Below are 18,914 nucleotides of genomic sequence, written 5' to 3'. Positions count from 1 at the left end.
GTGGGAGCGGGCTTGCTCGCGAAAGCGGTGTGTCAGACGACATCAATGTTGAATGTCAGTCAGCTTTCGCGAGCAAGCCCGCTCCCACATTTGGAAAACACCAGACACAAAAAACCCGCCGATGATCACTCATCGGCGGGTTTTTTTATTAACGGCTAACGCTTAGATCGCGCCACGCTTGCGCAGCAGATCCAGCACTTGCTTGACGCTTTCTTCCAGCGACAGCGACTGGGTGTCGACCACAAGGTCGGCGTCCAGCGGCACGTCGTACGGGAAGGAATCGCCCGGAATGTTATCCCCGGCTGCCGCGTACAAGCCTTGTGGGTCACGCTCGGCACAGACTGTCGGAGAAGCCTGGACGTAGACCGTCAGCAGACGCTCCTTGCCGATCAGTTCCCTGGCCTGCTCACGACCTTCGGCACTCGGCGCAACAAACGCGGCCAGTGTCAGCAAACCCGCTTCGTTGAACTGACGCGCAACGTGCGCTGCACGACGCCAGTTCTCGGTACGCCCGGCGCGATCCTGTGGCAGACCTTTGTTCAGGTCGTGACGCAGGTTCTGGCCATCGAGTACAAACACCGCGCGGCCCATGTCGAACAGCTTGCGTTCAACGGCGTAAGCCAGGGTGCTTTTGCCGGCGCCCGACAAGCCGCTGAACAACACGGTGGCCGGTTGCTGGCCGAAGCGCTGGGCGCGTTCTTCGGTGGCGACGTGCGCCAGTTTGCCGTGATGCGTGCTGGTGCCATGGCTCAACGGCTGAGCGATGATCATGCCGGCCGCGACGGTGCCATTGGTCAAACGATCGATGACGATGAACGAACCAGTGGTGCGGTTGCTCGCGTAACCGTCCAGCGCGATGGCCGCGTCGAGGCTGATCTTGACCCGACCGATTTCGTTCAAGTGCAACGAACTGGCCGGACCTTCTTCCAGGGTGTTCACGTCAACGCGGTTGACGATGCTGGTGATCGAACCCGGCACGTAGGTGGTCGCGCGCTTGATGTCGTATTTTTTGCCCGGCAGCATCGGTTCTTCGGCCATCCATACCAGCATGGCGTCGAACGCGTCAGTCACTTGCGGCAGATTGTCAGCATGCACCAGCAAGTCGCCGCGAGAGATGTCGATCTCGTCTTCCATGGTCAGCGTCACCGCTTGACCCGGACCGGCGTGCTCCAGCTCACCTTCGAAGGTGACGATGGATTTCACACGGCTGCTCTTGCCCGACGGCAGCACAACGACTTCGTCGCCCTTGTGCACGACGCCGCTGGCCAGGGTGCCGGTGAAACCACGGAAGTTCAGGTTCGGACGGTTGACGTACTGCACCGGGAAACGCAGGTCGGTGTAGTTGCGGTCGTTGGCGATTTCGACGGTTTCAAGAATTTCCATCAGCGACTGGCCGGTGTACCACGGCGAGCGCTCGGACTTGTTCACCACGTTGTCGCCTTTCAGCGCCGACATCGGCACGAAGGCCATGGTGGTCGGCTTGAACGCGATGCCTTCGGCGAACTTCAGGTAATCGGCCTTGATCGACTCGAAGACTGTTTCGTCGAAGCCGTTGAGGTCCATCTTGTTGATGGCAACAACGATGTGCTTGATGCCCAGCAACGAGGCAATGAAGCTGTGGCGACGGGTCTGGGTCTGCACGCCATAACGGGCGTCGACCAGGATGATCGCCAGGTCACAGGTGGATGCACCGGTGGCCATGTTGCGGGTGTACTGCTCATGGCCAGGAGTGTCGGCGATGATGAATTTGCGTTTGGCGGTGGAGAAATAACGGTAAGCAACATCAATGGTGATGCCCTGCTCACGCTCGGCCTGCAGGCCGTCGACCAGCAATGCCAGGTCGATGTCATCGCCGGTGGTGCCGACTTTTTTCGAGTCGCGGGTAATGGCTTCCAGGTGATCTTCGTAGATCATTTTGGAGTCGTGCAGCAGGCGCCCGATCAGGGTGCTCTTGCCGTCGTCGACGTTGCCACAGGTAAGAAAGCGCAGCATTTCCTTGCGTTCGTGCTGGCCCAGATAGGCGAGGATGTCCTCGCTGATCAAATCAGATGCGTGCGACATGACAACCCCTTAGAAATAACCCTGACGTTTCTTTTCTTCCATCGAGCCTGCGCCATCGTGATCGATGACCCGGCCCTGGCGTTCGGAAGTTCGCGTCAGGAGCATTTCCTGAATGATGTCGGTCAGGCTGGTGGCCTCGGACTCGACCGCACCGGTCAGCGGGTAGTCGCCGAGCGTACGGAAGCGGACCTTCTTCTTGACGATGCGCGCCTTGTCTTCATCGCTCAGGTGATTGAGCAGGCGTTCGTCGTCGATCATGATCCAGGTGCCATTCATCTCGATGACGTCGCGCTCGGCGGCGAAATACAGCGGCACAATCGGGATGCCTTCGAGGTAGATGTACTGCCAGATGTCCAGTTCGGTCCAGTTCGACAACGGGAAAACACGGATCGATTCGCCCTTGTTGACCTTGCCGTTGTAGACGTTCCACAACTCGGGACGCTGGTTTTTCGGGTCCCAGCGGTGCTTGGTATCGCGGAAGGAATACACGCGCTCTTTGGCACGGGATTTCTCTTCGTCACGACGGGCACCACCAAAAGCGGCATCGAAACCATACTTGTCGAGGGCCTGCTTGAGGCCTTCGGTTTTCATGATATCGGTGTGTTTGGCGCTGCCGTGGGTCAGCGGGTTGATACCCTGCGCAACACCCTCGGGGTTCACGTGCACCAGCAGGTCCAGGCCGAGTTCTTCGACCATGCGGTCGCGGAACGCGTACATTTCCTTGAACTTCCACTGGGTGTCGACGTGCATCACCGGGAACGGCAGTTTGCCCGGGAAGAATGCCTTGCGCGCAAGGTGCAGCATCACGGCGGAGTCTTTACCGACGGAGTACAGCATCACCGGGTTATCGAACTCGGCGGCGACCTCGCGGATGATGTGGATGCTTTCGGCCTCCAGCTGTTTCAGATGCGTCAGTTTGTCGACCATGGCTACTCACGAAAACGATCTTATGGACGGCCAGCGGGCCGTGTTCGAGCGAGGAATCCTAGCACAGCGACCTCTTCTAATCAGGACGTGAGCTAGATCGAAAGGGTATATGAATATACCCCCGCGTTTGGGCAATCAGATGGGATTCGGGCAATCAATGAAGATGTGCTCAAGGGCAAAACGCCGCGCCAGATAGTCCCCAAGTGCCTGCACGCCATAGCGCTCAGTGGCGTGATGGCCGGCGGCGATGAAGCTGATGTCGTTTTCCCGGGCGCTGTGGAAGGTCTGCTCGGACGCCTCACCGCTGAGGTACAAGTCGACGCCAGCCAGCACGGCCTGATCGATGTAACCCTGACCGCCACCGGTGCACCAGCCAACGCGGCGGATCATCTCGCTGCCTTCGATCAGCAACGGCTCGCGGCCCATGACTTCTTGTACGCGACGGGCAAAATCGCGGGCCGTTACCGGCTCGTTCAATGAACCAACCAGGCCGACAACTTTAAGGTTGTCCGGGTCCAATGGGCCTTCCACGGTGATATCGAGCTGACGCGCCAGCTGCACGTTATTGCCAACTTCCGGGTGCAGATCCAGCGGCAGATGGTAGGACAACAGGCTGATATCGTGCTTGAGCAGGGTTTTCAACCGACGCTGCTTCATGCCGGTGATGCACGGATTCTCGCCTTTCCAGAAATAACCGTGATGCACCAGCACCAGGTCGGCACTGGCTTCCACAGCGGCGTCGAGCAACGCCTGGCTGGCGGTGACGCCACTGACGATGCGCATGACCTGCGGCCGACCTTCGACCTGCAACCCGTTGGGGCAGTAATCGGCAATCTTTGCACTGTTAAGGTAACGGTCGGCTTCTTCGACCAGGGTGCTCAAGGCGACGGCCATAAAAGACTCCTAAATATCCCGTTCAGAGGCACGCTTCGCCTCGTATAATGCGCGACATTATGGGCGGTCTCATACCGCCTGCAACCTCTCAGGACGTGCTTAATGCTCAAGGCGCTGCGTTTTTCCGGCTGGCCGCTGTTGGCCGGCGTGCTTATTGCTCTGTTAATCATCCAGCGTTACCCGCAGTGGGTCGGCCTCCCGAGCCTCGACGTCAACATGCAGCAAGCCCCGCAAACCACCACCATGCAACAAGGCCCCGTGTCCTATGCCGACGCAGTGACCACGGCTGCGCCGTCGGTGGTCAACCTGTACACCACCAAAGTCATCAACAAACCGAACCATCCGCTGTTCGAAGATCCGCAGTTTCGCCGCTTCTTCGGCGACAACTCGCCCAAGCAGAAGCGCATGGAGTCGAGCCTCGGTTCAGGTGTGATCATGAGCCCGGAAGGTTACCTGCTGACCAACAACCACGTGACCACCGGCGCCGACCAGATCGTGGTAGCGCTCAAGGACGGTCGTGAAACCCTGGCCCGAGTGATCGGCAGCGACCCGGAAACCGACCTCGCGGTCCTGAAGATCGACTTGAAGAATCTTCCATCGATCACTGTCGGGCGTTCCGACAACATCCGCATCGGCGACGTAGCTCTGGCCATCGGCAACCCGTTCGGTGTCGGCCAGACCGTGACCATGGGCATCATCAGCGCCACCGGGCGCAATCAGCTGGGCTTGAACAACTACGAAGACTTCATTCAGACCGACGCGGCGATCAACCCCGGCAACTCCGGCGGTGCGCTGGTGGATGCAAACGGCAACCTGACCGGCATCAACACGGCGATTTTCTCCAAGTCCGGCGGTTCGCAGGGCATCGGTTTCGCAATCCCGGTGAAACTGGCCATGGAAGTGATGAAGTCGATTATCGAACACGGCCAGGTGATTCGCGGCTGGCTCGGCATCGAAGTGCAGCCGTTGAGCCAGGAACTGGCGGAATCGTTTGGTCTGTCGGGGCGCCCCGGCATTGTGGTCGCGGGGATTTTCCGTGACGGTCCGGCGCAGAAGGCTGGCCTGCAACTGGGTGACGTGATTCTCAGCATCGACGGCGAGCCGGCCGGCGATGGTCGTCGTTCGATGAACCAGGTCGCGCGGATCAAGCCCACCGACCACGTCACGATCCAGGTGATGCGCAACGGCAAAGAGCTCAAGCTCACCGCCGAAATCGGTTTGCGTCCGCCACCTGCGCCGGTTAAAGAGAAAGAAGAAGAGTAAGCAACCAACACAAAACCACTGTGGGAGCCTGCTCGCGATAGCGGTTTAACAGTCAACGATGATGTTGAATGTTATGGCCTCATCGCGAGCAGGCTCGCTCCCACAGGATCGGGGGATGCTTTAGAGAGTGCCCAAGCCGTCGATCAACGCCTGATTCTGCTCCGGCGTGCCAATCGAGATCCGCAGGAACTGGGCAATCCGCTCCTGTTTGAAGTGCCGAACGATCACGCCTTGTTCACGCAACTTCGCCGCCAGCCCCGCCGCATCGTGTTTCGGATGACGGGCGAAAATGAAGTTCGCCGCCGACGGCAACACTTCAAAGCCCTTCGCTTCCAATTGCATTACGACCCATTCACGATTCTCGATGACCAACCGGCAGGTCTTGTCGAAGTACTCACGATCTTCGAACGCTGCGGCTGCACCGACATTCGCCAGACGATCCAGCGGATAGGAGTTGAAGCTGTTCTTGATCCGCTCCAGCGCCTCGATCAAATCCGGATGCCCCACCGCCAAACCAACCCGCAGGCCGGCCAGCGAACGGGACTTGGACAGGGTCTGGGTCACCAGCAGGTTCGGATAACGGTCCACCAGGCTGATCGCCGTCTCACCGCCAAAATCGATGTAGGCCTCATCCACCACGACCACTGAATCCGGGCTGGCCTTGAGGATTTGCTCAACCGCATCCAGCGCCAACAGGCAGCCCGTCGGTGCGTTCGGGTTAGGGAAGATGATCCCGCCGTTCGGCTTGGCGTAGTCCGCCGGGTTGATCTGGAACTGCTCGTCCAGCGGCACCGCGTCGAAGGTGATGCCGTACAAGCCGCAGTAAACCGGATAGAAGCTGTAGCTGATGTCCGGGAACAGGACCGGATTATCATGTTGCAGCAAACCGTGAAAGATGTGCGCCAGGACTTCATCGGAACCGTTGCCGAGAAACACCTGATTGCTCTGCACGCCGTAGTACTTGGCGACTGCTTGCTTGAGCACATCACTGTTCGGATCCGGGTACAGACGCAAATTGTCGTTCAGTTCGGTCTGCATCGCCGCCAAAGCTTTTGGCGAGGGACCGTACGGGTTTTCGTTGGTGTTGAGCTTCACCAGTTTCGCCAGTTTCGGCTGCTCGCCCGGCACGTAAGGCACCAGGCTCTTGACGAAGGGACTCCAGAATTTACTCATGTTCAGTTGCCCTTCTTGTCGTCAACGATGCGGTATTCGGCGCTACGGGCGTGAGCGGTCAGCGACTCCCCACGGGCCAGCACGGAAGCGGTTTTGCCCAGTTCCGACGCACCCTGCTCGGAGCAGAAGATGATCGACGAACGCTTTTGGAAGTCGTACACACCCAGCGGCGAGGAGAAACGCGCGGTGCCGGAGGTTGGCAACACGTGGTTCGGACCGGCGCAGTAGTCGCCCAATGCTTCGGAGGTGTGACGGCCCATGAAGATCGCGCCAGCATGGCGAATCTTCGGCAGCCAGGCCTGCGGATCAGCAACGGACAACTCAAGGTGTTCCGGCGCGATGCGGTTGGCCACTTCGATGGCTTGGTCCATGTCGCGGACCTTGATCAGCGCACCACGGCCATTGATCGACGTTTCGATGATCTCGGCGCGTTCCATGGTCGGCAGCAGTTTGGCGATGCTGGCGGCGACCTTGTCGAGGAACTCGGCGTCCGGGCTGACCAGAATCGCCTGGGCGTCTTCGTCGTGCTCGGCCTGGGAGAACAGGTCCATGGCGATCCAGTCCGGATCAGTCTGGCCATCGCAGACCACGAGGATTTCGGATGGGCCGGCGATCATGTCGATGCCGACCTGGCCGAACACGTGGCGCTTGGCGGTGGCGACGTAGATGTTGCCCGGACCGACCACCTTGTCGACCTTCGGTACGCTTTCGGTGCCGTAAGCCAGCGCGGCGACCGCTTGAGCGCCGCCGATGGTGAACACGCGGTCGACGCCGGCGATGCACGCTGCGGCCAGCACCAGCTCGTTGATTTCGCCACGAGGTGTCGGCACCACCATGACCACTTCGGTCACGCCGGCCACCTTGGCCGGAATCGCGTTCATCAGCACCGAAGACGGGTACGACGCCTTGCCGCCCGGTACGTACAGACCGGCGCGATCCAGCGGCGTGACCTTCTGGCCCAGCACGGTGCCGTCGGCTTCGGTGTAGCTCCAGGAATCCTGCTTCTGTTTCTCGTGGTAGCTGCGTACTCGCGACGCGGCTTTTTCCAGCGCTTCACGCTGAGGCACGGTGATTCGGGTCAGGGCCAGTTCCAGGCGCTCACGAGGCAGGATCAGGTCCGCCATGGACGCGACCTGCAGGCCGTCGAACTTCTGAGTGAATTCCACCAGCGCCGCATCGCCGCGCTCGCGCACGGCCTTGATGATGTCCAGCACCCGCTGATTGACCGAGTCGTCAGACACACTTTCCCAGCTCAGCAGATGATCCAGATGATGTGCGAAATCCGGGTCAGCAGCGTTGAGTCGGCGAATTGCAGTCGGTGCGGTCATAGCGAGAGCCTCATAGGAATGGCGAAAACTCAGGTACCCGAAGCTACCATCGATCCGCTTGGGCACCTGAGAATTCTGGCTATGAGGCGGATAGACGGGCGCGACTTAACGTCGCGCAGGTGAATCAGCCGCGGTGTCGAGACTCCACTGCCTTGCGCAGGGTGTCGATCAACGCCTGGATACGGGCGTGCTGCATTTTCATTGAAGCTTTGTTCACGATCAGCCGGGAGCTGATGTCGGCAATGAAATCCTGGGGTTCCAGGCCATTGGCACGCAGGGTGTTGCCGGTGTCGACCACGTCGATGATCTTGTCTGCCAGACCGATCAGCGGCGCCAGTTCCATCGAGCCATAGAGCTTGATGATGTCGACCTGACGGCCCTGTTCGGCGTAGTAGCGCTTGGCAACGTTGACGAACTTGGTCGCCACACGCAGGCGGCCCTTGGGCTCGACATCGCCGACACGGCCGGCGGTCATCAGCTTGCAGAGGGCAATTCGCAGGTCCAATGGCTCGTACAAGCCCTGGCCGCCGTATTCCATCAGCACATCTTTACCGGCGACGCCCAGGTCAGCAGCACCATGTTCGACGTATGTTGGTACATCGGTGGCACGCACGATCAACAGGCGCACATCGGCCTGAGTCGTGGGGATGATCAGCTTGCGGCTCTTGTCCGGATTCTCGGTCGGCACGATGCCCGCTTCAGCCAGAAGCGGCAGGGTGTCGTCAAGGATGCGGCCCTTGGACAGTGCGATGGTCAACATGGGAAACGTCAGTCCTTATCAAGGTACTCATGCCCGGTCGCAAATGGCGCCGGACACACATCGAGCCGGAAACCGGCTCGACTTCAACAAATCAACGGGCGCGTCCCTGCGCCCATGCAGCAGAAACTAGCCCGGTACGCGGCGGATCTTGGCGCCGAGCATCTGCAGTTTCTCTTCGATGCACTCGTAACCACGGTCGATGTGGTAGATGCGATCGATCAGGGTGTCACCTTCAGCGATCAACGCCGAGATCACCAGGCTGGCCGAAGCACGCAGGTCGGTGGCCATGACTGGCGCGCCCTTGAGCTTTTCGGTACCGGTGACGATGGCAGTGTTGCCTTCGACCTGGATCTTGGCGCCCATGCGGTGCAGTTCGTAAACGTGCATGAAGCGGTTTTCGAAGATCGTCTCGATCACGGCACCGGTGCCTTCGGCAATGGCGTTGAGCGAGATGAACTGCGCTTGCATGTCCGTCGGGAACGCCGGGTACGGAGCGGTGCGCACGTTAACGGCTTTTGGCCGCTTGCCGTGCATGTTCAGCTCGATCCAGTCTTCACCGCAGGTGATTTCGGCACCCGATTCCTTGAGTTTTTCAAGAACGGCTTCGAGGATGGTCGGATCGGTGTCCTTGACCTTCACACGACCGCCGGTCACAGCCGCTGCGACCAGGTAGGTGCCGGTCTCGATACGGTCAGGCATCACTTTGTAAGTGGTCGGGTGCAGACGCTCGACGCCATCGATGGTGATGGTGTCAGTGCCGGCGCCGGTGATCTTGGCGCCCATGGCGATCAGGAAGTTCGCCAGGTCGATGACTTCAGGTTCGCGAGCGGCGTTTGCCAGAACGCTGCGACCCTTGGCCAGAGCGGCCGCCATCATGATGTTTTCGGTACCGGTCACACTGACGGTGTCGAAGAAGAAGTGCGCGCCGCGCAGGCCACCTTCAGGCGCCTTGGCCTTGATGTAGCCGCCTTCGACGTCGATGACCGCGCCCATGGCTTCGAGACCACGGATGTGCAGGTCAACCGGACGCGAACCAATGGCGCAACCGCCAGGCAGTGCGACTTCGGCTTCACCGAAACGGGCAACCATCGGGCCCAGCACCAGGATCGACGCACGCATGGTTTTAACCAGTTCGTACGGAGCGATCAGGGTCTTGATGGTGCGCGGGTCGATTTCGACGCTGAGTTTCTCGTCGATCACCGGCTCGATGCCCATACGACCGAACAGCTCGATCATGGTGGTGATGTCGTGCAGGTGCGGCAGGTTGGCAACAGTCACCGGGCCATCGCACAGCAAGGTTGCAGCCAGGATCGGCAGGGCAGAGTTCTTTGCCCCGGAGATGCGGATTTCGCCATCAAGACGAACGCCACCGGTAATTATCAATTTATCCATAAGAATCTCGACGCCCTTGGGCTCAGGTGCGCTCGGCCCAGGCCGCGCTGCTGAAAAATTTCATAGTGACCGCATGGATGCTGCCATCGGTGATCCATGGGTTCAAATGGGCATAGATCTGCTGCTGACGCTTCACCGGGCTCAACGCCGCCAGTTCATCGCTAATCACGTTCAGCTGAAAGTTGCAGCCTTCGCCCTCAACTTCAACTTGCACTGGCAAATGAGTCTCGGACAGCTTTTCTTCAAGGAAGCTCTTAACTTCGTAGGCCTGCATGCTCAACCTCAATCGGCGCCCTGTGCGCGCGGGTCGGACATCATACAAAAAAGCCCCGCGCCTGCGAACCCCGCGAAGCAGGACTCTGACGGGGGGCTTCTTAATAGATGCGATTAGGGATGCGCCAACAGCTCGGTCAATTCGCTGACCTGAGCGATTTCGCGCATGTCTTCTGGCATCCCACGGATGCTCAACGCCTTGCCGGCCGACTCTGCATCACGCATGAAGCACAGCAGCAGCGACAAGCCGACACTGCTGGACTTCAACACTGCCGAGCAATCGACCACCAGTGCAGCGGCCTTGCTGGATTTGATCAGCGCCTGCCCCTGCTTACGCAAACCGGGGCCAGTGCGGTAATCCAGCATGCCGCTAAGCGTCAGCTCGCCGGATTCGCTCATGCGAATGGCCGACACACTCATTGAGCTTTTGTCTCGGTTGTTTGCTTCTGACTGGCTTCCTTGGCTTTGGCGACTTCCCCGGCCCAACCATTGATGGTCTTGTCCAGGTCGTTGCCATTGCGCTGCATCGCATCAGCGAACTGATCACGGAACAGCTTGCCGATGTTAATGCCGTTGATGATCACGTTGCGCAGTTTCCACTCGCCATTGATCTTTTCGAGTGTGTAAGACACAGGATAAATCGCGCCGTTGCTACCTTTGACCGTCATGGCGACGCTTGTACGATCTCCCGACTCATCCTTGGCAGGGTCGACGACGATCCCCTGATTGTTGTATTCGAGCAAAGCGTTGCCATAGAACTGGAACAGACCCTTTTTGAAGTTTTCTTCAAAGGTCTTCATTTGCGCAGGCGTGGCTTTGCGCGAGTATTTGACCGTCATGATGCTCTTGGAAATACCCTCGGCATCCACAACAGGTCCGACGATCGTGTCCAGCGCGGTATAAAAGTCTTTCGGATCCTGCTTGTACTTCTCTTTATTGGTCGCCAGATCGGCAAGTAACCGATTGGTGGTGTCCTGTACCAGTTCGTGCGCGGAAGGCGCCGCCACGGCGTTAGCCATCAACGGCAGGGCCGCGAGCAATACCAACAGGCCACGTCGCAAGGTAGAGATCATTTAAAAGCTCCTCATTTAGCGTCTTTACTAACGGTATTGAGCAGAAACTTACCGATCAGGTCTTCGAGTACCAGCGACGACTGCGTGTCGTGGATGGTTCCACCATCCTTGAGCAAGCCTTCTTCGCCGCCCACGCTGAGACCGATGTACTTCTCGCCCAACAGTCCAGCGGTCAGGATAGATGCAGTGGAGTCAGTCGGCAGGTTATCTACGCGCTTTTCCAGCTGCATGGTTACTCGACCGGTGAAACTGTCGCGATCCAGATCGATCGCCGTAACCTTGCCGATGGTCACACCGGCCATGGTCACTTTAGCTCTGACAGTCAAACCGGCGATATTGTCGAAATACGCATAAAGTTTATAAGTGTCGGTGGTTGCGCTCGGGGACAGGCCACTTACCCGCAACGCCAGCAACAGCAAAGCCAGGATGCCAGCCAGCAAGAAAAGGCCGACACCGATTTCCAGGGTGCGGTTTTGCATCAGAAATCTCCAAACATCAAGGCGGTCAGAATAAAGTCCAGGCCGAGTACAGCCAAAGAGGCATACACCACGGTCTTGGTAGTGGCACGACTGATCCCCTCGGAAGTGGGCTCACAGTCATAGCCTTGGAATACGGCAATCCAGGTCACGACAAAGGCGAAAACGATGCTTTTGATGATGCCGTTGAGCACATCGTCTGCAAAGGTCACGCTGTTCTGCATGTTGGACCAGTAGGAACCTTCATAGACACCCAGCCAGTCGACGGCCACCCACGAACCACCCCAGATGCCCACCACGCTGAAGATCATTGCCAGCACGGGAAGGGAAATGAAGCCGGCCCACAGGCGCGGGGCAATGATGTACTTGAGCGGGTCGACGCCAATCATTTCCAGACTGGACAACTGCTCGGTGGACTTCATGTTGCCGATTTCGGCAGTCAATGCCGAACCGGCGCGCCCGGCGAACAGCAATGCCGTGACCACGGGCCCCAGTTCGCGCAACAGCGTCAGCGCAACCATCTGGCCGACCGCTTGCTCAGAACCATAGCTGGATAGAATATTGAAGCCTTGCAGCGCCAGCACCATGCCGATGAATACCCCGGAGACCACGATGATCACCAGGGACATTACGCCCACCGAATGCAGTTGCTTGATCAGCAAGCCAAAACCGCCGCCAATGCCGCCACGGCCAAGCAAGGCATGAAACAGGAATATCGCCGAACGGCCGAACACCCCCAGCACGTCAATGCCAGAGTGGCCGAACCGGCGAACCCGTTCTATTAGTGAAATCTTGCGCATCAACGCTGCCCCAGAAGATCTGCGCGGTAATCCGTCGCTGGAAAGTGATAGGCGACCGGACCGTCAGGCTCGCCTGTCATGAATTGACGGATGCGTGGCTCCTGCGAGTTCATCAGCTCCTCGGGAGTGCCCTGCCCCAACACCTGCCCTTCGCCGACGACATAGATGTAATCGGCAATGCTCGCGGTCTCGGCCAGGTCGTGGGAGACCACGATACTGGTGATGCCCAGCGCATCGTTGAGCAGCCGGATCAGACGCACCAGCACACCCATGGCGATGGGGTCCTGGCCGACAAAAGGCTCGTCATACATGAGGATCTGCGGATCGAGGGCGATCGCCCGGGCCAGCGCGACGCGACGTTTCATGCCGCCGGACAACTCGTCAGGCATCAGGTCGATGGCGCCACGCAAGCCCACGGCCTGCAATTTGAGCAGGACAATGTCCCGGATCATTTCTTCCGGCAGTTCGGTATGAACGCGTAGCGGAAAGGCGACGTTCTCGAACACATCGAGATCGGTGAACAGTGCGCCACTCTGAAACAGCACGCCCATGTGCTTTCGCGCATCGAACAGATCACTGCGCGACAGTTTCGGCAGGTTCTGTCCATTGACCCAGACTTCGCCTTTGGTGGGCCGCAACTGTGCGCCCATCAACCGCAACAGCGTAGTCTTGCCACACCCGGAAGGCCCCATGATGCCGGTGACCTTGCCGCGCGGGATGCGTATATCGACGTTATTGAAAATGCTGCGCGTTCCGCGCTTGAAGGACAGTCCCTTCAGCTCGACCGCGTAGGCTTTATCGGCACTCATCTAAACTCCTTGCGATGCAGCCTCTCACTCGGACGCCTGACTTTCTGGCGAAAGCACATACCTCCCGGGCAGGCCGAACTGGCGGCGAACTATATCACCGCAATGGCCAAGCGCCCAAGGCCCAAGCCAGGCCATGTTCAGCAACATGACGGGGTAAAAGCTTATATTTAAGGGTATTCGGTAACCGGCAATGACAAAGCGCGACGAACTTGCGTGAGGGTTTTGATCATTACCGCTATAATCGCCGCCTTTTCATCAGGCTATACGATTTCTGACATGAGCCAATCCAGCGACCTGATTCAATCAGCACAACGCACCATCCGCCTCGAACTGGAAGCCGTACAAGGCTTGTTGCCCCGTATCGACGCAGATTTCGTACGCGCTTGCGAGATGATTCTGGCCAGCAAAGGCCGCGTAGTCGTGGTCGGCATGGGCAAATCCGGGCACATCGGCAACAAGATCGCCGCCACCCTGGCCAGCACCGGCACCACGGCCTTTTTCGTGCACCCGGCCGAAGCCAGCCACGGCGATATGGGCATGATCACCCGCGACGACATCATCCTGGCGCTGTCGAACTCCGGTTCCACCAATGAAATCGTCACCCTGCTGCCGCTGATCAAACGCCTGGGCATTCAATTGATCAGCATGACCGGCAACCCTGACTCACCGCTGGCGAAGGCTGCCGAAGTCAACCTCAACGTGCACGTCGAGCACGAAGCCTGCCCGCTAAACCTGGCACCGACCTCGTCGACCACTGCCGCGCTGGTCATGGGCGACGCCCTGGCCGTTGCGCTGCTGGAAGCCCGCGGTTTTACCGCTGAAGATTTCGCCTTTTCCCACCCCGGCGGCGCGCTTGGCCGACGCCTGCTGCTGAAAGTGGAAACCGTCATGCACGCCGGCGCAGAGCTGCCCCAGGTGCAACGTGGCACGCTACTCAAGGACGCCTTGATGGAAATGACCCGCAAGGGCCTGGGCATGACCGCGATTGTGGAGGCCGACGGCAAACTGGCCGGGATCTTCACCGACGGCGACTTGCGCCGCACCCTTGACCGGACCATCGACATCCACCATACGACCATCGACGAGGTCATGACTGTTCATGGCAAGACCGCCCGGGCCGATATGCTGGCAGCCGAAGCCCTGAAAATCATGGAAGACCATCGAATCAACGCGCTGGTAGTGGTGGACAAGGAGGACCGTCCGATCGGCGCCTTCAACCTGTCCGATCTGCTGCGCGCAGGAGTAATGTGATGAGCACCGACCTGCTGCAACGCGGCAAGAACATCAAACTGGCGGTTTTCGACGTCGATGGCGTACTGACCGACGGACGCCTGTACTTCCTCGAAGACGGCAGCGAATTCAAGACGTTCAACACCCTCGACGGCCAAGGCATCAAGATGTTGATGGCAGCCGGTGTGCAGACCGCTATCATCAGCGGCCGCAAGACCCCGGTGGTCGAGCGACGAGCGAAGAACCTCGGTATTCCACACGTGTACCAGGGGCGCGAAGACAAACTGGTGGTGCTCGACGAACTTCTTGCCCAACTCAACCTAAGCTATGAGCAAGTAGCCTATCTCGGCGACGACCTGCCGGACCTGCCGGTGATTCGCCGCGTCGGCCTGGGCATGGCGGTGGCAAACGCTGCCAGTTTCGTCCGTGAACACGCCCACGGCATCACCCAGGCCCGCGGTGGCGAGGGTGCCGCTCGAGAATTCTGCGAATTGATCCTGCTCGCGCAGGGCCGCCTTGATGCGGCAAACGCCGCGTACCTGTGAGCCAACTATGCTGAGCAAAAAGATTCGCAAATTCCTGGTGTTCGGTTGCATCGCAGCGATATTCGCGGCGGTCGGCTACTGGAACATCAGCCCGGAACGCTTCCTCGACCAGCCGGTGGCAAAGATCGATGAAACCGCGATCGACTATTACGCGATCAACGCCCACAGCGTGCAATACCTGCCGGACGGCAAACTGCAATACGAAATGACGTCCGACAAGGTTGAACACCTGAAAGCCACCGAAGTGACGCTGTTGACCAATCCCGACCTGAACATGTTCCGCGGCACCGAGTTTCCGTGGCATATCCAGAGCGAGCACGGCGAAGTGAATCCCGACGGCACCCAGGTCGAACTGATTGACTCGGTGCGCATCACGCGCTTCGACGAGAAAAACCGCAAGACCCTGATTACCAGCACCCGCATGACAGTGTTCCCGCAGCAGCAATATGCGCAAACCGAGCAACCCGTTAGAATCGACGGCGCTGGTGGTGTGTCGACTGGCAAGGGAATGAAAGCGTATTTGAAAGAAAGCAGGATACACCTGCTATCTAACGTAAGAGGACAGTATGAGGCTCGTTAAAACCCTCCCTATTTTGCTCGGTCTGAGCGCAGCACTGGGAAGCGTGAGCGCCTGGGCTCTGCCGACCGATCAAGCGCAGCCTATCCGCATCCAGGCCGACGACGCCCAGCTGGACGACAAGAATGGCATTGCCACCTATAAAGGTGACGTGATCATCACTCAGGGCTCGATGATCGTTAAAGGCAATACTGTGACCATCACCCGCACCCCGACCGGCGACATCGACGTGGTGACTTCGGTGGGCAACCTCGCCTATTTCGAGCAACTGCAAACCCAGGGCGACACCAAGCCTGTTCAGGGCTGGGGAGTGACTATTCAGTACCACGCCTCGCAAAACCGCGTTGTGCTGATCGACAAGGCGAAAGTCATCGACAAGGACAACAACGTCACCCAAGGCGAGAAAATCGTCTACGACACGGTCAAAAAGCTTGCGAGCGCCGGTCGTGCGACGGGCAACAAGGTCACCGAGTCGCGTCCGCGCATCGACATGGTGATCCAGCCGAAGAAGAAAACCGACGAGCAAAAGGCCCAGTAATGGCAACTCTGAAAGCTCAGCATCTGGCCAAGAGCTACAAGAGCCGCCAGGTCGTGCGCGACGTCAGCCTGTCGATCGACAGCGGTCAGATCGTCGGCCTGCTGGGTCCCAACGGCGCCGGCAAGACCACCTGCTTTTACATGATTGTCGGCCTGGTACAGGCCGATCAGGGCCGCGTACTGATTGACGACATGGATGTCAGCCACCAGCCTATGCACGGTCGTGCGAAGGCCGGCATCGGCTATCTTCCGCAAGAAGCATCGATCTTCCGCAAACTCTCGGTAGCCGACAACATCATGGCGATCCTCGAGACCCGCAAGGAACTCGACAAGGCCGGTCGTCGCAAAGAGCTGGAAAGCCTGCTGCAGGAATTCCACATCAGCCACATCCGCGACAACCTCGGGATGAGCCTGTCCGGTGGTGAACGCCGCCGTGTGGAAATAGCCCGGGCACTGGCCACCAACCCGAAATTCATCCTGCTCGACGAACCGTTCGCCGGCGTGGACCCGATTTCGGTGGGCGACATCAAGCAGATCATCTATCACCTCAAGGCCAAGGGCATTGGCGTGCTGATTACTGACCACAACGTCCGTGAAACCCTGGATATCTGCGAAACCGCCTACATCGTCAACGATGGCCAGCTGATCGCCGAAGGTGACTCTGCCACCATCCTGGCCAACGACCTGGTCAAGGAAGTGTATCTGGGCCATGAGTTCCGCCTGTAAGCACTGAGGTGTCTGGCTGGTTGCTCGGGCGCTTGTCTCGATAAAAAATCAACATTTTTTTATTGTTACAGCGCTCTAGGCAAACGCTGCAGTTTCGGGCATATAATTTGCTTATGTTTGGCGCTCCGGCGCCCTGTAGTGGATGGCGCATGTGCGCCGGCGAATAAGGTGTTAAGCCCCTGCCATGAAACCATCGCTAGTCTTGAGAATGGGCCAGCAGCTGACGATGACACCGCAGCTGCAACAGGCCATCCGCCTGCTCCAATTGTCGACCCTGGACCTGCAACAGGAAATCCAGGAGGCCCTGGAGTCCAATCCGATGCTCGAACGCCAGGAAGAAGGCGACGACTTCGATAACGCCGACCCCTTGGCCGACAAAGCCGAACAGCAACCCAACGTCGACATTCAGGAACCCTCCTACCAGGAAACCGCCCCGACGGTTGATAACCTCGAGGAAGGCGACTGGAACGAACGCATCCCCAACGAACTGCCCGTCGATACTGCGTGGGAAGACGTCTACCAGACCAGCGCCAGCAGCCTGCCGAGCAACGACGATGACGAGTGGGACTTCACCACCCGTACATCGGCCGGCGAAAGCCTGCAAAGCCACCTGCTGTGGCAACTGAATCTGGCACCGATGTCCGACACTGATCGCCTGATCGCCGTGACCCTGATCGACTGCATCAACAATCAGGGCTACCTGGACGAAACCCTCGAGGAGATTCTCGAAGCCTTCGACCCGGAACTGGACATCGAACTGGACGAAATCGAAGCCGTCCTGCACCGCATCCAGCAATTCGAACCCGCTGGCATCGGTGCCCGCAACCTGGGCGAATGCCTGCTGCTGCAATTGCGTCAGTTGCCCGCCAAGACGCCTTGGCTGGTCGAGGCCAAACGCCTGGTCACCGATTACATCGACCTGCTCGGCAGCCGCGATTACAGCCAGCTGATGCGTCGCATGAAGCTCAAGGAAGACGAACTGCGCCAAGTGATTGAACTGGTGCAGAGCCTCAACCCGCGCCCAGGCTCGCAGATCGAGTCCAGCGAAGCCGAATACGTCGTTCCCGACGTGATCGTACGCAAGGACAACGAGCGCTGGCTGGTCGAGCTGAACCAGGAGTCCGTGCCACGACTGCGGGTCAACGCTCAATACGCCGGTTTCGTGCGCCGCGCCGACACCAGCGCTGACAACACCTTCATGCGCAATCAGTTGCAAGAGGCCCGCTGGTTCATCAAGAGCCTGCAAAGCCGCAACGAAACCCTGATGAAAGTAGCCACTCAGATCGTCGAGCATCAGCGCGGTTTTCTTGAATACGGCGACGAAGCCATGAAACCGCTGGTCCTGCATGACATCGCCGAAGCGGTGGGCATGCACGAGTCGACGATTTCACGGGTGACCACGCAGAAATTCATGCATACCCCTCGGGGCATATATGAACTGAAATACTTTTTCTCCAGCCACGTCAGCACCTCCGAGGGCGGTGAATGCTCGTCCACGGCGATCCGCGCGATCATCAAAAAACTGGTTGCCGCGGAAAATCAGAAAAAGCCGTTGAGTGACAGCAAGATCGCTGGTTTACTGGAGGCACAAGGCATTCAGGTGGCTCGCCGCACCGTCGCCAAGTACCGCGAATCCCTCGGGATCGCGCCTTCGAGCGAACGTAAGCGGTTGATGTAGAGCCACGCCACAGCGTTCCAGTGGCAGGCATTTCTGCCTGCCGCTTTATGCACTGGCAACGAAGGAGAAGCTGTATGCAAGTCAACATCAGTGGACACCAACTGGAAGTGACCGAACCTCTTCGCACCTACATCGGCGAAAAACTCGAACGATTAGAGAGGCATTTCGACAAAATCACCAACGTGCAAGTCACGATGACGGTCGAAAAGCTCAAGCAGAAAATCGAAGCCACGCTGCATATTCCCGGCAATGAAGTGGTCGCAAACGCGGAGCATACCGATATGTACGCGGCGATCGACGCACTGACCGACAAGCTGGATAAACAACTCAAAAAGCATAAGGAAAAGACCCAAAGCCTCCTCCAGGGCGCGACCGGTCGTTAACACTCCCAA

General features: G+C 58.7%; 21 protein-coding genes. 8 read left to right on the top strand and 13 right to left on the bottom strand.

Annotated elements, in window-relative coordinates; genetic code table 11:
* Positions 1-162: 162 nt before the first annotated feature.
* The 3 genes from cysN to ASC74_RS18365 form a co-directional block, all read right to left on the bottom strand.
* Entirely contained in the window at positions 163-2,061 is a 1,899-nt protein-coding gene (gene cysN, locus ASC74_RS18375) for a sulfate adenylyltransferase subunit CysN (protein WP_056742969.1), read from the bottom strand.
* A gap of 9 nt (positions 2,062-2,070) precedes the next feature.
* The gene (cysD, locus tag ASC74_RS18370; RefSeq protein ID WP_008008639.1) at positions 2,071-2,988 is read right to left on the bottom strand and encodes a sulfate adenylyltransferase subunit CysD; all 918 of its coding nucleotides are present in this window, start codon (positions 2,986-2,988) and stop codon (positions 2,071-2,073) included.
* Positions 2,989-3,123: 135 nt separating this feature from the next.
* Positions 3,124-3,882 carry a Nif3-like dinuclear metal center hexameric protein gene (locus ASC74_RS18365; RefSeq protein WP_046045869.1) on the bottom strand — a complete coding sequence of 253 codons (759 nt, stop codon included), beginning with the start codon at positions 3,880-3,882 and terminating at the stop codon, positions 3,124-3,126.
* Between the two features lie 102 nt (positions 3,883-3,984).
* Between ASC74_RS18365 and algW the strand changes: the two genes are divergently transcribed.
* Entirely contained in the window at positions 3,985-5,145 is a 1,161-nt protein-coding gene (gene algW, locus ASC74_RS18360; RefSeq protein WP_046045868.1) for a Do family serine endopeptidase AlgW, read from the top strand.
* 120 nt (positions 5,146-5,265) lie between these two features.
* Here algW and hisC read toward each other — a convergent pair whose 3' ends face one another.
* The 10 genes from hisC to ASC74_RS18310 form a co-directional block, all read right to left on the bottom strand.
* Positions 5,266-6,318 carry a histidinol-phosphate transaminase gene (gene hisC / locus ASC74_RS18355; RefSeq protein ID WP_056742967.1) on the bottom strand — a complete coding sequence of 351 codons (1,053 nt, stop codon included), beginning with the start codon at positions 6,316-6,318 and terminating at the stop codon, positions 5,266-5,268.
* Between the two features lie 2 nt (positions 6,319-6,320).
* The gene (gene hisD, locus ASC74_RS18350) at positions 6,321-7,646 is read right to left on the bottom strand and encodes a histidinol dehydrogenase (RefSeq protein WP_056742965.1); all 1,326 of its coding nucleotides are present in this window, start codon (positions 7,644-7,646) and stop codon (positions 6,321-6,323) included.
* A 124-nt stretch (positions 7,647-7,770) separates the two neighbouring features.
* On the bottom strand, positions 7,771-8,406 hold the full coding sequence (hisG, locus tag ASC74_RS18345) for an ATP phosphoribosyltransferase (protein WP_007901570.1): 636 nt from the start codon (positions 8,404-8,406) through the stop codon (positions 7,771-7,773).
* Between the two features lie 126 nt (positions 8,407-8,532).
* Positions 8,533-9,798, bottom strand: a complete 1,266-nt coding sequence (gene murA / locus ASC74_RS18340; protein WP_046045865.1) for a UDP-N-acetylglucosamine 1-carboxyvinyltransferase — start codon at positions 9,796-9,798, stop codon at positions 8,533-8,535.
* Between the two features lie 22 nt (positions 9,799-9,820).
* Entirely contained in the window at positions 9,821-10,072 is a 252-nt protein-coding gene (locus ASC74_RS18335; RefSeq protein ID WP_046045864.1) for a BolA family protein, read from the bottom strand.
* 113 nt (positions 10,073-10,185) lie between these two features.
* Positions 10,186-10,491, bottom strand: a complete 306-nt coding sequence (locus ASC74_RS18330) for an STAS domain-containing protein (RefSeq protein ID WP_056742963.1) — start codon at positions 10,489-10,491, stop codon at positions 10,186-10,188.
* Positions 10,488-11,144, bottom strand: a complete 657-nt coding sequence (locus tag ASC74_RS18325; protein ID WP_056742961.1) for an MlaC/ttg2D family ABC transporter substrate-binding protein — start codon at positions 11,142-11,144, stop codon at positions 10,488-10,490. Before ASC74_RS18325 ends, ASC74_RS18330 begins: the two co-directional genes overlap by 4 nt.
* An 11-nt stretch (positions 11,145-11,155) precedes the next feature.
* Positions 11,156-11,623 carry an outer membrane lipid asymmetry maintenance protein MlaD gene (gene mlaD, locus ASC74_RS18320; protein ID WP_046045861.1) on the bottom strand — a complete coding sequence of 156 codons (468 nt, stop codon included), beginning with the start codon at positions 11,621-11,623 and terminating at the stop codon, positions 11,156-11,158.
* On the bottom strand, positions 11,623-12,420 hold the full coding sequence (mlaE, locus tag ASC74_RS18315) for a lipid asymmetry maintenance ABC transporter permease subunit MlaE (RefSeq protein WP_008150745.1): 798 nt from the start codon (positions 12,418-12,420) through the stop codon (positions 11,623-11,625). Before mlaE ends, mlaD begins: the two co-directional genes overlap by 1 nt.
* Entirely contained in the window at positions 12,420-13,229 is an 810-nt protein-coding gene (locus ASC74_RS18310; RefSeq protein WP_056742959.1) for an ATP-binding cassette domain-containing protein, read from the bottom strand. The genes mlaE and ASC74_RS18310 overlap by 1 nt, the downstream gene beginning before the upstream one ends.
* Before the next feature lie 276 nt (positions 13,230-13,505).
* On the opposite strand from ASC74_RS18310, the gene ASC74_RS18305 reads away from it, so the two are divergent.
* The 7 genes from ASC74_RS18305 to hpf all read left to right on the top strand — a co-directional run bounded on the left by ASC74_RS18305 (position 13,506) and on the right by hpf (position 18,905).
* The gene (locus tag ASC74_RS18305) at positions 13,506-14,480 is read left to right on the top strand and encodes a KpsF/GutQ family sugar-phosphate isomerase (RefSeq protein WP_008150750.1); all 975 of its coding nucleotides are present in this window, start codon (positions 13,506-13,508) and stop codon (positions 14,478-14,480) included.
* The gene (locus ASC74_RS18300) at positions 14,480-15,004 is read left to right on the top strand and encodes a KdsC family phosphatase (protein ID WP_056742957.1); all 525 of its coding nucleotides are present in this window, start codon (positions 14,480-14,482) and stop codon (positions 15,002-15,004) included. Before ASC74_RS18305 ends, ASC74_RS18300 begins: the two co-directional genes overlap by 1 nt.
* A gap of 7 nt (positions 15,005-15,011) precedes the next feature.
* Positions 15,012-15,584 carry an LPS export ABC transporter periplasmic protein LptC gene (gene lptC / locus ASC74_RS18295; protein WP_056742955.1) on the top strand — a complete coding sequence of 191 codons (573 nt, stop codon included), beginning with the start codon at positions 15,012-15,014 and terminating at the stop codon, positions 15,582-15,584.
* Positions 15,571-16,119: a lipopolysaccharide transport periplasmic protein LptA gene (gene lptA / locus ASC74_RS18290; RefSeq protein ID WP_056742953.1), complete on the top strand. Its 549-nt coding sequence runs from the start codon at positions 15,571-15,573 to the stop codon at positions 16,117-16,119. Before lptC ends, lptA begins: the two co-directional genes overlap by 14 nt.
* Positions 16,119-16,844 carry an LPS export ABC transporter ATP-binding protein gene (gene lptB / locus ASC74_RS18285; protein WP_033057997.1) on the top strand — a complete coding sequence of 242 codons (726 nt, stop codon included), beginning with the start codon at positions 16,119-16,121 and terminating at the stop codon, positions 16,842-16,844. The genes lptA and lptB overlap by 1 nt, the downstream gene beginning before the upstream one ends.
* Before the next feature lie 184 nt (positions 16,845-17,028).
* The gene (locus ASC74_RS18280; RefSeq protein WP_046045855.1) at positions 17,029-18,522 is read left to right on the top strand and encodes an RNA polymerase factor sigma-54; all 1,494 of its coding nucleotides are present in this window, start codon (positions 17,029-17,031) and stop codon (positions 18,520-18,522) included.
* Between the two features lie 74 nt (positions 18,523-18,596).
* Positions 18,597-18,905 carry a ribosome hibernation-promoting factor, HPF/YfiA family gene (gene hpf, locus ASC74_RS18275; protein WP_007941242.1) on the top strand — a complete coding sequence of 103 codons (309 nt, stop codon included), beginning with the start codon at positions 18,597-18,599 and terminating at the stop codon, positions 18,903-18,905.
* Positions 18,906-18,914: the final 9 nt, after the last annotated feature.

Source organism: Pseudomonas sp. Root329, assembly GCF_001424925.1.
GTDB classification, from domain to species: domain Bacteria; phylum Pseudomonadota; class Gammaproteobacteria; order Pseudomonadales; family Pseudomonadaceae; genus Aquipseudomonas; species Aquipseudomonas arabinosi.
This window is presented reverse-complemented; position numbering and strand designations above follow the sequence as displayed.

What these genes read in the sequence shown, in the direction of transcription:
- cysN (WP_056742969.1), bottom strand. Translation starts at nt 2,061, where the DNA reads ATGTCGCACGCATCTGATTTGATCAGCGAGGACATCCTCGCCTATCTG.
- ASC74_RS18310 (WP_056742959.1), bottom strand. Translation starts at nt 13,229, where the DNA reads ATGAGTGCCGATAAAGCCTACGCGGTCGAGCTGAAGGGACTGTCCTTC.
- hisG (WP_007901570.1), bottom strand. Translation starts at nt 8,406, where the DNA reads ATGTTGACCATCGCACTGTCCAAGGGCCGCATCCTTGACGACACCCTG.
- hpf (WP_007941242.1), top strand. Translation starts at nt 18,597, where the DNA reads ATGCAAGTCAACATCAGTGGACACCAACTGGAAGTGACCGAACCTCTT.
- ASC74_RS18330 (WP_056742963.1), bottom strand. Translation starts at nt 10,491, where the DNA reads ATGAGTGTGTCGGCCATTCGCATGAGCGAATCCGGCGAGCTGACGCTT.
- ASC74_RS18335 (WP_046045864.1), bottom strand. Translation starts at nt 10,072, where the DNA reads ATGCAGGCCTACGAAGTTAAGAGCTTCCTTGAAGAAAAGCTGTCCGAG.
- murA (WP_046045865.1), bottom strand. Translation starts at nt 9,798, where the DNA reads ATGGATAAATTGATAATTACCGGTGGCGTTCGTCTTGATGGCGAAATC.
- ASC74_RS18305 (WP_008150750.1), top strand. Translation starts at nt 13,506, where the DNA reads ATGAGCCAATCCAGCGACCTGATTCAATCAGCACAACGCACCATCCGC.
- cysD (WP_008008639.1), bottom strand. Translation starts at nt 2,988, where the DNA reads ATGGTCGACAAACTGACGCATCTGAAACAGCTGGAGGCCGAAAGCATC.
- hisD (WP_056742965.1), bottom strand. Translation starts at nt 7,646, where the DNA reads ATGACCGCACCGACTGCAATTCGCCGACTCAACGCTGCTGACCCGGAT.
- ASC74_RS18325 (WP_056742961.1), bottom strand. Translation starts at nt 11,144, where the DNA reads ATGATCTCTACCTTGCGACGTGGCCTGTTGGTATTGCTCGCGGCCCTG.
- ASC74_RS18365 (WP_046045869.1), bottom strand. Translation starts at nt 3,882, where the DNA reads ATGGCCGTCGCCTTGAGCACCCTGGTCGAAGAAGCCGACCGTTACCTT.
- hisC (WP_056742967.1), bottom strand. Translation starts at nt 6,318, where the DNA reads ATGAGTAAATTCTGGAGTCCCTTCGTCAAGAGCCTGGTGCCTTACGTG.
- lptA (WP_056742953.1), top strand. Translation starts at nt 15,571, where the DNA reads ATGAGGCTCGTTAAAACCCTCCCTATTTTGCTCGGTCTGAGCGCAGCA.
- mlaD (WP_046045861.1), bottom strand. Translation starts at nt 11,623, where the DNA reads ATGCAAAACCGCACCCTGGAAATCGGTGTCGGCCTTTTCTTGCTGGCT.
- algW (WP_046045868.1), top strand. Translation starts at nt 3,985, where the DNA reads ATGCTCAAGGCGCTGCGTTTTTCCGGCTGGCCGCTGTTGGCCGGCGTG.
- ASC74_RS18300 (WP_056742957.1), top strand. Translation starts at nt 14,480, where the DNA reads ATGAGCACCGACCTGCTGCAACGCGGCAAGAACATCAAACTGGCGGTT.
- lptB (WP_033057997.1), top strand. Translation starts at nt 16,119, where the DNA reads ATGGCAACTCTGAAAGCTCAGCATCTGGCCAAGAGCTACAAGAGCCGC.
- lptC (WP_056742955.1), top strand. Translation starts at nt 15,012, where the DNA reads ATGCTGAGCAAAAAGATTCGCAAATTCCTGGTGTTCGGTTGCATCGCA.
- ASC74_RS18280 (WP_046045855.1), top strand. Translation starts at nt 17,029, where the DNA reads ATGAAACCATCGCTAGTCTTGAGAATGGGCCAGCAGCTGACGATGACA.
- mlaE (WP_008150745.1), bottom strand. Translation starts at nt 12,420, where the DNA reads ATGCGCAAGATTTCACTAATAGAACGGGTTCGCCGGTTCGGCCACTCT.